This is a genomic window from Aliterella sp. E5.1 (assembly GCF_057473825.1).
The window spans coordinates 51,332-65,747 of the sequence record NZ_JBYCCV010000006.1 but is presented as its reverse complement, the minus strand read 5'-3'; the positions used below and the strand labels follow the sequence as shown (position 1 = coordinate 65,747).

13 protein-coding genes and 1 pseudogene are annotated in these 14,416 nt (G+C 39.8%); 3 read left to right on the top strand and 11 right to left on the bottom strand.

Translation table 11 applies throughout. The features are described from left to right. Positions 1-60 precede the first annotated feature (60 nt). The 7 genes and pseudogenes from AC2VE5_RS04100 to AC2VE5_RS04070 all read right to left on the bottom strand — a co-directional run. Positions 61-1,149 carry a glycosyltransferase family 4 protein gene (locus tag AC2VE5_RS04100; RefSeq protein WP_486886504.1) on the bottom strand — a complete coding sequence of 363 codons (1,089 nt, stop codon included), beginning with the start codon at positions 1,147-1,149 and terminating at the stop codon, positions 61-63. Then, positions 1,149-2,009 (bottom strand): class I SAM-dependent methyltransferase, encoded by an 861-nt coding sequence (locus AC2VE5_RS04095; protein ID WP_486886503.1) that lies wholly within the window; start codon positions 2,007-2,009, stop codon positions 1,149-1,151. The genes AC2VE5_RS04100 and AC2VE5_RS04095 overlap by 1 nt, the downstream gene beginning before the upstream one ends. An 8-nt stretch (positions 2,010-2,017) precedes the next feature. Then, entirely contained in the window at positions 2,018-2,956 is a 939-nt protein-coding gene (locus AC2VE5_RS04090; RefSeq protein ID WP_486886502.1) for a glycosyltransferase family 2 protein, read from the bottom strand. Further along, entirely contained in the window at positions 2,953-3,657 is a 705-nt protein-coding gene (locus AC2VE5_RS04085) for a class I SAM-dependent methyltransferase (RefSeq protein WP_486886501.1), read from the bottom strand. The genes AC2VE5_RS04090 and AC2VE5_RS04085 overlap by 4 nt, the downstream gene beginning before the upstream one ends. Positions 3,658-3,725: 68 nt before the next feature. Beyond that, positions 3,726-4,001 (bottom strand): FkbM family methyltransferase, encoded by a 276-nt coding sequence (locus tag AC2VE5_RS04080; protein WP_486886500.1) that lies wholly within the window; start codon positions 3,999-4,001, stop codon positions 3,726-3,728. Between the two features lie 297 nt (positions 4,002-4,298). Further along, entirely contained in the window at positions 4,299-5,654 is a 1,356-nt protein-coding gene (locus AC2VE5_RS04075; RefSeq protein WP_486886499.1) for a flippase, read from the bottom strand. Positions 5,655-5,801: 147 nt separating this feature from the next. Continuing rightward, positions 5,802-6,341: pseudogene (locus AC2VE5_RS04070) on the bottom strand (ABC transporter permease); the annotation flags it as partial. Between the two features lie 458 nt (positions 6,342-6,799). On the opposite strand from AC2VE5_RS04070, the gene AC2VE5_RS04065 reads away from it, so the two are divergent. Then, entirely contained in the window at positions 6,800-7,522 is a 723-nt protein-coding gene (locus AC2VE5_RS04065; protein WP_486886498.1) for a TerC family protein, read from the top strand. A gap of 37 nt (positions 7,523-7,559) precedes the next feature. Here the strand turns inward: AC2VE5_RS04065 and ndk are convergent, their stop codons facing one another. Beyond that, a complete protein-coding gene (gene ndk / locus AC2VE5_RS04060) occupies positions 7,560-8,009 on the bottom strand; it encodes a nucleoside-diphosphate kinase (RefSeq protein ID WP_486886497.1) in 450 nt (149 codons plus the stop codon). A gap of 135 nt (positions 8,010-8,144) precedes the next feature. Between ndk and speA the strand changes: the two genes are divergently transcribed. Then, positions 8,145-10,157 (top strand): biosynthetic arginine decarboxylase, encoded by a 2,013-nt coding sequence (speA, locus tag AC2VE5_RS04055; protein WP_486886496.1) that lies wholly within the window; start codon positions 8,145-8,147, stop codon positions 10,155-10,157. 56 nt (positions 10,158-10,213) lie between these two features. Here the strand turns inward: speA and AC2VE5_RS04050 are convergent, their stop codons facing one another. The 3 genes from AC2VE5_RS04050 to AC2VE5_RS04040 all read right to left on the bottom strand — a co-directional run bounded on the left by AC2VE5_RS04050 (position 10,214) and on the right by AC2VE5_RS04040 (position 13,725). After that, positions 10,214-11,374, bottom strand: coding sequence for a nucleotidyltransferase family protein (locus AC2VE5_RS04050; RefSeq protein WP_486886495.1), 1,161 nt, complete (start codon positions 11,372-11,374; stop codon positions 10,214-10,216). Positions 11,375-11,659: 285 nt separating this feature from the next. Next, on the bottom strand, positions 11,660-12,529 hold the full coding sequence (locus AC2VE5_RS04045) for a segregation/condensation protein A (protein ID WP_486886494.1): 870 nt from the start codon (positions 12,527-12,529) through the stop codon (positions 11,660-11,662). Between the two features lie 98 nt (positions 12,530-12,627). Beyond that, a complete protein-coding gene (locus tag AC2VE5_RS04040; RefSeq protein ID WP_486886493.1) occupies positions 12,628-13,725 on the bottom strand; it encodes an AI-2E family transporter in 1,098 nt (365 codons plus the stop codon). Positions 13,726-13,771: 46 nt separating this feature from the next. Here AC2VE5_RS04040 and pdxH point away from each other — a divergent pair, with 46 nt between their 5' ends. Then, positions 13,772-14,416, top strand: coding sequence for a pyridoxamine 5'-phosphate oxidase (gene pdxH / locus AC2VE5_RS04035; RefSeq protein ID WP_486886492.1), 645 nt, complete (start codon positions 13,772-13,774; stop codon positions 14,414-14,416).

The following is a 14,416-nucleotide window of genomic DNA, read 5'->3' as shown; positions in this document are numbered from 1 at the left end:
GATACATAACTATGGATACCTGGTAGTGTTGACTCTTAATAAGCTTACTACTTGCTTTCTTCAAGCAAGAGAGCGATAAATATCCAGGGTCTGGGCCACAGTTTTATCCCAACTAAACATTCTCGCTCTTTGGTGTCCTTTAGCTATTAAGTGATCGCGTTCTAAAGAATTATCCAATAGAGAAAGCAGGATATCAGCTAAGTCAAGCGTGGCTTGAGGGTCGAATAATATACCTGCATCACCCACTACTTCAGGAATACTGGAAGAATCAGACGCAATAGTAACCGTACCGCAGGACATAGCTTCTAAAGGCGGAATGCCAAAGCCTTCGTATAAAGAGGGATAAACAAGGGCGATACTACAACGGTAGAGCTTTGCTAAATGACAATCGTTAGCATACCTGTAATGCTCAATATGATTAATGAGCTTAAACTTAGCAATCAATTTTTTTTCTGTTTGGTTTAGAGGTGAACCAACGACGCATAATACTAGATCGGTTTGTACGCTTGCTGCTTTAGCAAAAGCCAGTAATAAACCATCAAAGTTTTTATAATCACTATTACGACTGCCTACATAAAGATAGTAAGGTCGAGATGGTACAGGCTCAGAACCATAAGCCATACTTGCATTTATGCTAGAAGCTAAATGGGTAACTTTTACTTTATTTTCTGGTATTGAATATCTTTCTAACAAATCTTTTTTAGTATTTCCAGAAATACAAATAATCATTTGGGCTGCATGAATAGCTTTCCGCTTTTCTTCAATTTGCCAACCGCTAGGATCCATTTGATTGGAAAAAAGTTCATGGATCATGTCATAAACTGTTAGAACAACTGGACAATTGTATCGACTAATCTCTTGACGAGATAACAACCAATAGTAAGTAGGATGAGCGAGATCGAATTGAGTTGAATTACTAACAGAATTAAAATAATATTTTTCTAGCCAATAGGAAAGCCGACCTGGTCTAAAATTTTTGTACTTAAATAGTTGAAGATTTGGATGATATGGGTAATTTACTCCAGAAGCGTAAGTTGTTACCAAAGGTGTATAACTTTCTGGCAATCTACTAATTACATTGGCAAAGTACCTACTAATACCTTGATTAGGTGCTATTTTATACACTTGCCCATCATAGAAAATTCGCACTACTTATTCTCCTGTTTAGAACCCAAAAAAGAATATAGCCTACCTGGAGAATTACAATTTTGCGACAAATAATAACGGTAGATAGCCTCTATAAAAGGAAGTTTTGAAATAAATTTTGCTGGCAACTTTCCAACTTTTTTATTTAAGCTTTCAAATAAAGAATTCTTGAGCCCTGAGTTTGATAAAGGAAAATGATTAATCACCGTGTCAAAAGGAGCAAATATATTCAAAAGTTTGATGCCTGACTGCTCGATTGCCAGGTTATAATCTTTTAAAGGGAAAGCATTTTCACCATTATGTAGCTTATGTAATAGGTGTTCTTCAAGAAAAGTTTCTAGTTGTTCGCGATCGTTAACAATATGCTCTCTAGTTGCTAATAAAAATCCTTTAGGTTTCAATACTCGCGCACATTCAGCTAAACCTCTTTTTAAGTCTGTAAAGTGATGTAAAGCTTGTCGGGCATAAACAATATCAAAAATTCCATTCTCAAATGGTAAGGCTTCAGCAAAAGCTTGGTAAGTAAGTATGGAACCATTGTCAACCACTGCCGCTAATTTTTTAGTTGCACCTAGCCCTACATCTTCACTGGTATCAGGATCTACCGCAGAAATATCATGCCCAAGCGAGGCAAAAGCATAAGAGGCAATGCCGTTACCACAACCTAAATCGAGTATTTTTAGCTTGGTATGCGATCCTTTTATTTTCAAAATCTTCACGACTTCAACAAATTCTTCGCTTAATATAAACCGTTTGGCAGCAGCAAGGTTGTCTTGGTCGAGATAGCAAAATTTTACCAGTTGAGATAATTCTGGCTGGCAGCGCATCCAGCGTACAGATTCTTCGTAAGTATAACTAGACATATATGATGTTATGACTGTTGAAAGCTATTTTTAATGGATTTAATACTGTGTTTGGCTTTTGATATAAAGTGATTAGTTTGTTTTAACTTTTTGCCTCCATAATGATAATCAAATGTATAAATATCTGCAATTTTGTCTCTTAAAATAAAAGATGGATGCTTTATCTCCCAAATATCTTTAGTTGGTAATTGCGATAAAAAGTTTTCACCTTTAGTATGAGTAGCATCTGAACCAAAACCAATATTTGAAACAAGATTTGAGTTAGGTAAAACTGAAAGACCGCTCTGAAACCAGCAGGTATATAGCCATTGATAGTCCCAGGTATCTATACCATTGTTAAAAACATTTTCAAATATATCTGTCCAGTATTTTTGTTCGCAAGCTGACTCACATATTGAGCCAATCATAATAGGTTTTTTGTATTGCGGCCATGTTTTCAAAGTAACATCGTAATACTTCCATGCTCTGCGCCAAGAAGCCCATCCCCAAATATGGGTATATTTTGATAGATAATAACTAAAATCATTTCTGCTTTGACCATCTTGGAAGTTGTTACCGCTAATGTGCATGATGCGTTCGTCGTGTCGATAGCGTTCAAGTAGAGTTTGACAAAAATTGAAAAAAGATGGTGCTGGTAGACAATCGTCCTCTAAGATGATTGCTTCTTCCACTTCTGTAAATACCCAATCTAACCCACTTGATATCCGTTTTTTACAACCTAAATTGACCTCAGAGTAATTAGTCATTACCTGACAATCCCAATCAACACCATCGATAATGGCACGTGTAACCTGACATTTATCCGCCTCGCCTAAGCGTTCTGCACGAGGCCCATCGGCAACGACTAATAGCTTAGGCGGTTTAGCTTGACGAATTGCTGCAAATACCTTTTTAGTTGTATTAGGTCGATTGAAGATAAGAAAAGCAACAGGAGTTTTCATTATCATTTAATGTCTCCAGGTTTTTGAGCCTCCATATATAAAGTTTCCCATTGTCTATCCTTTCTATCTTTAAGTAGCATCGGATCTAACCCTTCCATAAAAGAAACTTCTTTGATGTTTATAAATCCTACTTCTTGCAATAAACGTCCTAGTAATTTACTATCCCAAACAGACAGATGTATATAGTTTTGTGTAAGAGAATGAATAGCTTCACATCCGGTTGACCATTGCAAAAAATTATCGTCCACTTTTTCACCGCAGTAGTAATTTACATATTTCTTTAGGTCAGGAACGGTTACTCTAATCCAAGCTTTAGGCTTCATTGTTCTGTATAATTCTTTGATCAAGTTCAAAGCATGAACAGGATACAGATGCTCAAGAGTATGTTCAGTAAATACTCCATCCCAACTATTATCCTTACACTTGAGAGAATACCTTAGATCAAGCGTCCAATCCGGTCCATTGGTATACTTTTTCCAAGGTTTTAGACCAGCAAAAAAATCTGCATTAATCCAACCCTCAAATTTATTCATTCCACAGCCTAGATGTAAGTAGTTTTGATTATTTTGATTTAATTTTGGACAGGTTGATAAAAATAATCTACCGTACAAGCTTCTCATCTCAAAAAGCAACAGACTTTTTAGATTAATTTGATACTCTGTATCATAAATACTACTTTCATTTTCAGGTATAGTATTAGACATCATTCAATTTTTTTTGAGACAAACAATATTCTGGTATCCAAAAATCTCATAAATTGTCGGATAATATATTCTTAATAAAACACCCTTAGAGGGCAACATTCTACAAAAATTAGATTTTCCTCTAGTATATTGAAGAAATCTTTCATAAATACTTTGGACGTTGAATTAATTTGCGTAGACTTAATTTGTACAGCATCAATAATTCCTCTGCTGGAAGATTTTCTCGCTTCTTTTAATACTTCTATTTCATAACCTTCGACATCAATTTTGAGTAAGGGGACAGCATTTCCAATATTGTTTTCTTGGATGAAATTATCTATTGTTGAAACGTCAATTTTAAAACTCATGCTTTTTCCTTTGTTAATTTGCTCAATAACATCTGAACATAAAGTTCATGAGAAGAGCTATCGTTTTGAATATGGTCACATAACAATACTTTGCCTTTAGAATCTGATAGTGCTTGATTGATCGGACTAACATCATAACCTCTAATTTCATTATTTAAAACAGTAAAAGTTCTAGGATATAGTTCAACCCAAAAAACTTTAGACCGAGTAATATCTTTATTTTGGCAAAAACCTTAGCATAGGTATCTAGTATATATTTGGAAGCTCTCATAGCATTATCTTCTGTGTTCAAAAAAATTAAGAGAATATTTTTTTAACATATCCTATATAAGTTAAATTCTGTCGCAGGCGAAATGGTATAAATAAAGCCTTGGTTAACATCCAGGCATTGTTAAACATAGTAGGGTAAAGTAGACAGCTAATATGAGAAGCAACTGCATAAGAGATCACCGTTGCTAAAGCGGCTCCACTACCTTTATAAGCTGGAATAAGCCACAAGTTTAACAAAATGTTAGTTACTGCACCTAATAATGTTGTCGCGAAACTGAAACTCGTAAGGTTTTCAGCTATCAACCATTGACTACCAGCCACACCCAGAAATACGAACGGTCCTGCCCAGATGTGTAAAGCCAAAATCTCTCCGGCTTGACTGTACTCTTTACCTAGCAAAGTATCGATCAAAGTACCTGATGCAAATGTCATGGGAATTGCGATCGCTAGGGAAATCCAAGCCACTAAGTCATATAGTTGTTGTAGCTTACTACAATATTCTTGCTCGCTCCTTTGTTTAGCACGAATAATTGCTGGAGATACAGAAGAGCAAATTATTATTGGCACAAAATACCAAATTTCTGAAAACCTTACTGCGGCTGCATAGTTACCAACAGTGACATTGTCTGTCATACTACCTAACATAACTTGGTCAATTTTTAAATAAATATTAACCATGACCGCAGATAAAATTAAAGGCCATGAGTCTTTGAGTAAGTATATAGATGTTGACCAATTGACCTTCCATAATAAAATTGACTGCTTGTGCTGAAAATAAATCCAAATTAAGCCAACTGAATTTAAAAATACATCTGCTAGTATCAAACAGATAAATGCCATTAAAGGCAGCTTAAGAGTAATAAACACGAGCTTGGCTGCGGAACTCAAAATTAATTGAATACTTCTAACTATTACAATCTTTCCTGCCAAGACTTTTGACTGAAACCAAAACTCAACTACTTCAAAAGAGCTAAATAATAATCCTAATGCAACAATTAACGTCATCCAGCGCATCTGGGGATCGTCTTCTAAAACCCACGTTGCATAACTGACTAAAGTAATAGTTAATAAACTACTAATAAACTTGAGAACAAAAGCTGTACCTAATATTTCCTGTGTAAAATTTTCGTTACGCACAATGTTACGGACTACAATTGCATCCAAGCCTAATTTAGCAAACGCTCCAAATAAACCAACAAAGCTTATGACATAGCTCAATTTGCCAAAATTTTCCGCGCCAAGATACCGAACTACGTAAATTCCTACAGATAAGGTTAGTACCATACTCAAACCACGTTCAGCAAATAGCCAACCCGCATTATGGATAATTTTGCCTAGCCCAGGACTCAGCTTTTGACTAACAGCAGTAAGTTTGTTTAGCACAATAAAATACTCATTTAGTTATGTAAATCTCCTTTTCTAAGTGAATTATAATTGGCTTTCTGCCATCAAAAGTTGCAATAACTATGCTTTATACATTTAGGTAAGTGCAAGCGGGTAAACCAATCTTTTTGCTTAAATTATTGTTTTCAATTCTGCTAACCACAACCCCGCACCCATTGAAGCTGCAAAAGCAATGATAATAAATGCTGGCAGTGTAAAAATTCGCCAACTAGGTACAAAGTTATACCATGCCATCAGCGCTAACAATATCATGCCGGAAATTAAAAAATCTACAAAACTAACTATTACCGAACTTGTGGGTACAATCAAGCGCGGGAAATACATTTTGGAAACTAAATTGGCATTATTAATTAAGCTATTGCTACACTCTGTTAGCGCATTAGAAAAAAATTGCCAAGGTAGCATGGCGGCAAATACTAAAATAGGATAAGGCGCACTAGAAGGTAACTTGGCTAAATTACCAAACACAATTGTAAACACTACCATTGTTAGAAATGGGCGGATTAATGCCCAAAATATGCCAATAGCTGTTTGCTTGTAACGAACCAAAATATCGCGCCACGCCAGGAAATAAAACAACTCCCGATACTTCCACAAATCTTGCCAATATTGTCTCTCTGTTCGTCCTGCTTCAATTATTAATTCGGCTTGGCTGCTATCTACCATAAGTTAAAATGATTAATCACACTTGTTGTAATAAACTTTTGGCAAGCAGTATTTTATACTTGTTACGCAATTATTAAATTAGGTCAATTCGATCTTTAATATCAACTAAAAAGTTACTTTGTCCATTTTTTTTTATTCGATATCGATCTATTCTCTGTACTCGTAACTCAAGTCAAACTAATTTAATAGGGTTATTAACCTAGCTTTACAAAAAACTCTTAAGAAATTTAACTCACTTATTTGGTAAATGCAATAGTATTTTTACTGGGGTTATTTAGAGCGTTGTGTACTTTAAGATACTGAAATTCTGTTGCATTAAGGGTGAATAGATATAAAAAGATTGAAAGTGCGATCGCGCCATCCGATTATGGAATTGGTCGTACAAGGGTTAAGCTGGATAGTGGTAGCACTAGCCAGCTATTTATCAATATATGAGTTTTGGGTTATAGAAATCGTTAATGCTTGACCAAATTTTAAATTCTCCTTACCATGCAGGAATAGAAGCTGCTTTTGTTTTAATTATCTTGTCGTTTCTAGAAGCAGTGCTATCGGCGGATAATGCGATCGCTCTAGCAGCGCTTGCCCAACGACTAGAAGATCCCAAACTTCAGCCTCAAGCCTTAAATATTGGCTTAGTAGTTGCCTACGTGCTGAGGATTAGCCTAATTTTGACTGCAACTTGGGTAACAAAGTTTTGGCAATTTGAATTACTAGGTTCGGCTTACTTATTGTGGCTGGCATGGCAGTATTTTAGTTCGTCAAAGGACGAAGACGGCAACGAGCATCATGCTCCAGGTTTTACATCTTTATGGCAAGCAATTCCGGTGATTGCCTTTACAGACTTGGCATTTTCCTTAGATAGCGTCACAACAGCGATCGCGATTTCTCAAGAAACTTGGTTAGTTTTGACGGGTGCAACCATTGGGATTATTACATTGCGCTTTATGGCGGGCTTGTTTATCCGTTGGCTCGATGAATTTGAGCATTTAGAGGATGCAGGCTACATTACAGTGGCGCTGGTAGGTCTGCGCTTGCTGCTGCGGGTGTTTGACTCGGCTTTGATCCCGCCAGAGTGGGTAATGATTAGCGCGATCGCAATTATTTTTGCTTGGGGTTTCTCAAAAAGGACGTTAACATCTTCTCCAACTCCAGAACCGGAGAAAAACCCCGTTTCTAAATAAAACTTGGTAATGTGAAGCCCGCCTAGGCGGGCTTTGTTTATTCTCGAATCCAACCGCTTACTGTCGGTTGCCAATTAACTAATTCATCTTCCTTAAACCACAAATCAATCTCGCGTAGCGCCGTTTCTACCGCATCAGAGCCGTGAATTAGGTTGCGCCCAATATTTATCCCAAAGTCACCTCTAATCGTCCCTGGCTCGGCTGTTAGAGGGTTGGTAGCACCAATCATTTTTCTAGCAGAAGCAACTACACCATCACCTTCCCAAACCATCGCAGCTACAGGGGCGGAGGTAATAAATTCAACTAAACCGCCAAAAAAGGGTTTTTCGCGGTGAACGTCATAATGCTGCTCTGCCAATTCGCGGCTGACTTTCATAAATTTCAAGCCAACTAAAGTAAAACCTTTGGCTTCAAAACGGCAAATAATCTCGCCCACTAACCCGCGTTGGACTCCATCCGGCTTAATAGCGATAAATGTCCTTTCCAAAACTATCTCTCCAAAACGTGCGAACTCATTACAAAAATCAGATTAGCCTAGAAAGTCTCCCTATTAGCTTAGATGCTCTTAATATAGATGCGTTAAACTGGCTATTCGTCAGGTGATAATTGAGGTCAGCAAAAAATGGGTGTTGAGTCAACCGCTACATCAGAAATTGAAAAAAAAGCCACCATCGAAACCCCTGAAAATAAAGCTGGAATATCGGCGAAGCAACAATCGGTAGCACTGGTTAGAACTGACGCGACGCACTCGTGGAAGATTGAAGATAGCGAAGACCTTTATCGAATTGAAGGTTGGGGTGAGCCTTACTTTTCAATTAATGCCGTAGGTAATATCACCGTTTCTCCCAAAGGCGATCGCGGTGGCTCGTTGGATCTGTTTGAATTAGTTAGCGCTCTCAAACAACGCAATTTGGGGCTACCGCTACTAATTCGCTTTTCTGATATTTTGGAAGATAGGATCGAGCGGTTGAATGCTTGCTTTGCTAAAGCGATCGCTAGATACAATTATCCTGGGGTTTATAAGGGCGTTTTCCCGGTTAAATGCAATCAGCAACGGCATTTGATTGAAGACTTGGTACGTTTTGGCAAACCTCACCAATTTGGCTTGGAAGCTGGCTCAAAACCCGAACTAATGATTGCGCTGGCGCTACTAGATACCCCCGAAGCGCTGCTAATTTGCAATGGTTATAAAGACCGAGAATACATTGAAACGGCGATGTTATCCCAAAGGCTAGGACAAACGGCAATTATTGTCCTAGAGCAGATAGAGGAAGTGGATTTAGTCATTGCAGCTAGCCGTCAGCTAGGAATTAAGCCAATTTTGGGCATTCGGGCGAAACTTAGCACTCAAGGGGTTGGCCGCTGGGGTGGTTCTAGTGGAGATCGGGCTAAGTTTGGGCTAACTATTCCTGAAATTATCCAAGCGGTGGAGAAACTAACCGCCGCTAATTTGCTAGATTCGTTGCAGTTGTTGCATTTCCACATTGGTTCGCAAATTTCCGCGATTAATGTTGTTAAAGACGCAATTCGCGAAGCCAGCCAGATTTATGTAGAATTGGCGACTTTGGGCGCAAATATGAAGTATCTGGATGTGGGTGGTGGCTTGGGGGTAGATTATGACGGTTCGCAAACCAATTTCTATGCCTCCAAAAACTACAATATGCAGAATTACGCTAACGATATTGTGGCAGAGTTGAAAGAGACTTGCGCCGAACGTCAATTGCCCGTACCAACTCTGATTAGTGAAAGTGGCAGAGCGATCGCCTCTCACCAATCGGTACTAATTTTTGACGTTTTGAGTACCTGCGATGTCCCATCAGGACAGCCGGAACCACCCAAAGAAGGGGAACCGCCGATTATTTGGAATTTGTGGGAAACTTATCAGTCGATTAATGTCGAAAACTTCCAAGAGACTTTTCACGACGTTACCCAGTTTAAAGAAGAAGCTATTAGTCGCTTTAATCTCGGAATTTTGCGCCTGACGGAGAGAGCAAGAGTAGAGCGGATTTATTGGGCGTGTTGCGAGAAAATTTTGGCAATTACTCGGCAACAAGACTATGTACCGGACGATTTGGAAGACTTGGAAAAAATCATGGCTTCCATCTATTACATCAATCTGTCGGTTTTTCAGTCAGCGCCAGATTGTTGGGCGATAGATCAGCTATTTCCAATTATGCCAATTCATCGTTTGGGAGAAGAACCAACTAGACGCGGGATATTAGCCGATTTGACTTGCGATAGCGATGGCAAAATTGACCGCTTTATCGATCTAAGAGATGTGAAGTCAGTTTTAGAATTACATTCTTTCCAGCCATCGGAGCCTTACTATTTGGGAATGTTTCTAAGTGGTGCTTACCAGGAAATTATGGGGAACTTACATAACCTGTTTGGCGACACTAATGCCGTACATATCCAATTAACGCCCAAAGGTTACGAAATTGAACACGTAGTCAAAGGCGATACGATGACGGAAGTTGTCGGTTATGTTCAATACGATGCAGAGGATTTGGTTGAAAGTATCCGTAAGCGCACCGAGCAAGCCTTGCAAGACAAGCGAATTACTCTGCTCGAAGCCCAAAGATTGCTGCAAACCTACGAACAGAGCTTAAGTCGATATACTTATTTGAGCAACTAAGCAATTTTTTATCCGGGCAGGAGAAGCGCAAATATTCTTTTTCCTGCTCGTAATTGCTAGTGACTATCTAATAAGTCGGCGATCGCTTGACGCTCCGATGGTGGCTCGGATGGTGGTGCTTGCCGAGTATCGGTAATTAGCCAATCTAAAGCCGCCGCTTGTACGTCAATGGTGGCTCCAGTCTTGTCTACGCAATAACGTCCAAATACTAGCTTATCTACCAAGCGCACCCCAGGTCCAAGGCGGGCATATTCAAAAATTACGCTATTTTCGACTGTAGCATTCCCACAAATCCAGCAGTTGGGACCAATCATCGTTGGTCCGACTATTTTGGCTCCATCTTCAATATGAGTCATACCACCAATATAAACGGGCCCTGTAATATCTACTTTGTCCCAATTTACAGCAACATTTAACCCTGTATAAATGCCTTCTTTGACTTGATGACCGGGAATTTTGACATTTTTAACTTTGCCCATCAGCACATCTTGAATGGCTTGCCAATAGTCGGGAACTTTGCCAATATCTACCCATTGGAAATCCATAGAGATGCCGTAAAAAGGTGCGGCGATTTCAACTAACTTGGGAAACAGTTGGCTGCCGATGTCGTATTCTTGACCAGAAGGAATGTAATTTAATACCTCCGGTTCAAAGATATAAATTCCCGTATTAATATTTGTGCTTAAAGCTTCTTCCACCGATGGCTTTTCTTGAAAAGCTTTAATCCGGCCTTCTTCGTCTGTGACGACTACGCCGTAGCTAGATACTTCCTCTTTTGGGACAGATTTCATTACAACGGTGGCGATCGCCCCTTTTGCTTTATGCCATTTGACGGCGGCGGTCAAATCTAGGTCAATTAAAGCGTCGCCGCATAGAACGACAAAAGTATCGTCAAAAAACGGCGAAAAGTCCTGAATTCGGCGCATTCCTCCCGCCGAGCCAATCGCTTCGCCGACAAGTTCCCCGTCTACAATTCGTCCTTCAAAAGAGTAGGCAATTTGCACGCCAAAATGTTGCCCATCGCGGAAATAACTTTCAATTTCGTTAGCTAGGTGACTGACATTGACCACAATTTGGTCAAAACCGTGCTGGCGCAGTAGTTCCAGTAGAAATTCCATCACTGGCTTTTGCAGGATGGGAATCATTGGTTTGGGCATTGTATAAGTAATCGGGCGTATGCGAGTACCTTTACCAGCCGCTAAAATCATGGCTTTCATAAAGTTTCACTCCTCCGTTAATGCCATTTCACTATGGTTACTTGAGAATTCCATCATCTGTCAATTTCAGCCTTGGATGGTGATTAGAGGGCGATCGCACCCTAGAGAAAAGTACCATCTTACAAAATCGGCACTTTTTGGCAGGCTAGTTAGTTGTACGCAATTGAAGAAAAAATTGCAATTACCAAAGGGTAGATAGATATTTTTTACCTTAATTGCTGCGTTCTAGTTATTTACCTGTATATTAATCTACTCGGATTTTGGGATTTTACTAAAACTTTACATTTACAACCCTTCAGGGCGATCGCTAACTACTGGTACGGTTATAGCCCGAATTTTTATTTCTTGATAAAATTCCTCTTGCTCTAACTCTACTTTGGATTGAGCAGATAGCAGCAGCAAAGCCCAAAATACACCAATGCGATCGCCTACTGCTTCCGTTGCAGTTGTTTCTTTCGCCTCAGCTTGCAACTCTACACTGTCTGACGGCAAAAGTAAGGATAGGGAGTGGCTAGTTTCTTGATGCCACAAATATACAAGCTGATCTAAATTCAGCCAACTTTGGTGGGGTAGCTGTTGAGAGTAACTTGTCAAAAATTGGTCTAATTTGCCCGCTACTTCCGTCAAATTTTCTTGATGAGCAAGTTCTAAAGTGGCACGAGTAATTTGAGCGCGAGAGGCTGGGCGCACATGACGGCGGCGATTGGGTAAGGCATGAATTTCTTGCTCGGTAAGGCAAGTTTGAGTTGCCATTAGCTGCAACTGGGCAATTAATTCAGAGAGAGTTACGGCTCGTTTTTGGGGTGGTAAAGCTGCCGTGCGACGGCGGATGTGTTGCTCTAAATGCTCTCTAGATTTGCCAACAGTTGCCTCTGCAAAGGCTAACAAGTCACAATCTTCTTCTACTGGGTTCAATTCTAAAGCGCTCAGAGTGTTGGCTTTAAATAGCACTAGCATTGATGCTGACAAAAAAGCTTGCCCCGACTGTGACAAGTCTGTTTCGTAGGCAGAGGGTGCAGTTTCTTGATTGGCAAGGAGTTTGACTAAATAGCGATCGATGACTTCAATTACCTGCACGTCCCATGGATCGATTTCACCTTTTTGGGCAAGGTCAATTAATAGGGCAATACTTGCAAACAGTGTATCGGCATCCATAAAGGTATTTATTTAGTAAAAGTGCGATTTCTTAGAGCTAATACTCAGACTGGTCGATAAAAGTTGATAGTTTAGCTTTAAGTTATAGAGCATTTTGTCTAAACTTTATTGCCGTTAGGTGAATTGTCGGCAATAGTTATGGCGGAGACAACTTTACTAGCTTGCTCGGTGCGAATTGCCTCAATAGTCCCATTAATCGTGCCAGCAATGGGTACAGTTACAAGCGCCCCCAAAAACCCAGCTATTTCTGCCCCTATTAATAAAGCTACAAAAATCCAGATGGGATTAAGCCCAGTAAAATTTCCCATTAGTCTAGGTGCGAGAACATTGTCTTTAAACTGTTGGACAACGATCGCAAATATGGCTGTTTGAACAGCTAACCACCAATTTTGAAACAAAACTAAAAGTGTCACTAATCCGATGCCTAAAGTTGCGCCAATAAATGGAATCAATTCCGCACCTCCAATCAGCAACGCAAACAGTAAAGCAAAAGGTAGTCTCAAAGCTAAAAATATCGGCGTTAAAGTCATAAACATGAATAGTCCGAGTATTAGCTGCGTAATGAAAAAATTGTGAAAATTTAGCTGTAAGGAGGTATTAAAAGCCGAGCCAAAGGGAGCAGGAATTAAGTCAATTAAACCCCTCCAGACAACTTTGCCATACAGCAGCATATAAAAAGCTAGGACTATCACAAGCACAGTATCAACTAGCCCAGACAGAGTACCTAATGCAAAGCCAAAGGCTTCTCCGGCAAATACTTGGGCTTGGCTCTCGATGCGGGCGGTAATGCGGCTGCTAAAGCCCGTTAAATCTAAAGGTAAGCGTCTAGCTCTTGCCCATTTATCTACTAGCCCTGCCAAATTGTCTTGACTCATCTCCAGCCAAGCGGGGATACCTTGTAATAGTTCTTGCAGTTGGTTAAAAATTAACGGCACAATTGTGAAAGCCAGAACTACCAATAGCGCTAAACTGACAAGCAACACAATAATTACGGCTTGGGTGCGCGTGATGCCGATTCGTTCAAAAAATTTGACTGGGTAATTTAACAAAAAAGCTAAAATTGCTGCAACAGTCAATACCGTAAACAAATGATCGAAATAGCTAAAAGCTTGGGATAGTACCCAAACATTTAGAGCAACTACCGGAGCGCCGAAACCAATAATAATTAAACGTTGAAAAGAGGCTGAACGGCGCATTTCAAGTAACCTATACTATTGAGACTCCCATTTCAAGCAGCCCAAGATGGATATAAGCGTAGCCGCTCTTCGCAAAGATTACACGAAAGAAGGATTAAGGGAAATAGATTTAGATCCCAATCCCTTTAAACAATTTAAAAAATGGTTTGATGAAGCCTTGGGTGCCCAATTGCCCGAACCAAATGCTATGACCCTTGGTACAGCTACAGTAGAGGGCAAACCGTCAGCTAGAATGGTCTTACTTAAAGACTATGATGATCGCGGTTTTGTATTTTATACCAATTATCTCAGCCACAAAGGGCAAGAACTAGCAACTAATCCTCAAGCGGCTTTGGTTTTTTGGTGGGCGCAGTTAGAGCGCCAAGTCCGAATTGAGGGGAAAGTTTGGCAAGTTTCCCCCCAAGAATCTGATGAGTATTTCCAGCAACGCCCAATTAATAGTCAATTGGGCGCGTGGGTATCAAACCAAAGTCAAAAAGTCGCAAGTCGTGAGGTTTTGGAACAACGCCAAGCGCAATTACAAGCTCAATACGAACAGCAAACTATTCCTCGTCCCCAGCATTGGGGAGGCTTTCGAGTCGTACCGACAGAAATTGAGTTTTGGCAAGGAAGAACTAGCCGCTTGCACGATCGCTTGCTTTATCGCCGTCTTGAAGATAATAGCTGGCTAATTGAGCGTTTGGCTCCCTAG

Coding starts and splice junctions, on each gene's coding strand:
- pdxH (WP_486886492.1), top strand. CDS start 13,772: ATGGATATAAGCGTAGCCGCTCTTCGCAAAGATTACACGAAAGAAGGA.
- AC2VE5_RS04045 (WP_486886494.1), bottom strand. CDS start 12,529: ATGGATGCCGATACACTGTTTGCAAGTATTGCCCTATTAATTGACCTT.
- speA (WP_486886496.1), top strand. CDS start 8,145: ATGGGTGTTGAGTCAACCGCTACATCAGAAATTGAAAAAAAAGCCACC.
- AC2VE5_RS04065 (WP_486886498.1), top strand. CDS start 6,800: ATGCTTGACCAAATTTTAAATTCTCCTTACCATGCAGGAATAGAAGCT.
- AC2VE5_RS04095 (WP_486886503.1), bottom strand. CDS start 2,009: ATGTCTAGTTATACTTACGAAGAATCTGTACGCTGGATGCGCTGCCAG.
- AC2VE5_RS04090 (WP_486886502.1), bottom strand. CDS start 2,956: ATGATAATGAAAACTCCTGTTGCTTTTCTTATCTTCAATCGACCTAAT.
- AC2VE5_RS04080 (WP_486886500.1), bottom strand. CDS start 4,001: ATGAGTTTTAAAATTGACGTTTCAACAATAGATAATTTCATCCAAGAA.
- AC2VE5_RS04040 (WP_486886493.1), bottom strand. CDS start 13,725: ATGCGCCGTTCAGCCTCTTTTCAACGTTTAATTATTATTGGTTTCGGC.
- AC2VE5_RS04050 (WP_486886495.1), bottom strand. CDS start 11,374: ATGAAAGCCATGATTTTAGCGGCTGGTAAAGGTACTCGCATACGCCCG.
- AC2VE5_RS04085 (WP_486886501.1), bottom strand. CDS start 3,657: ATGATGTCTAATACTATACCTGAAAATGAAAGTAGTATTTATGATACA.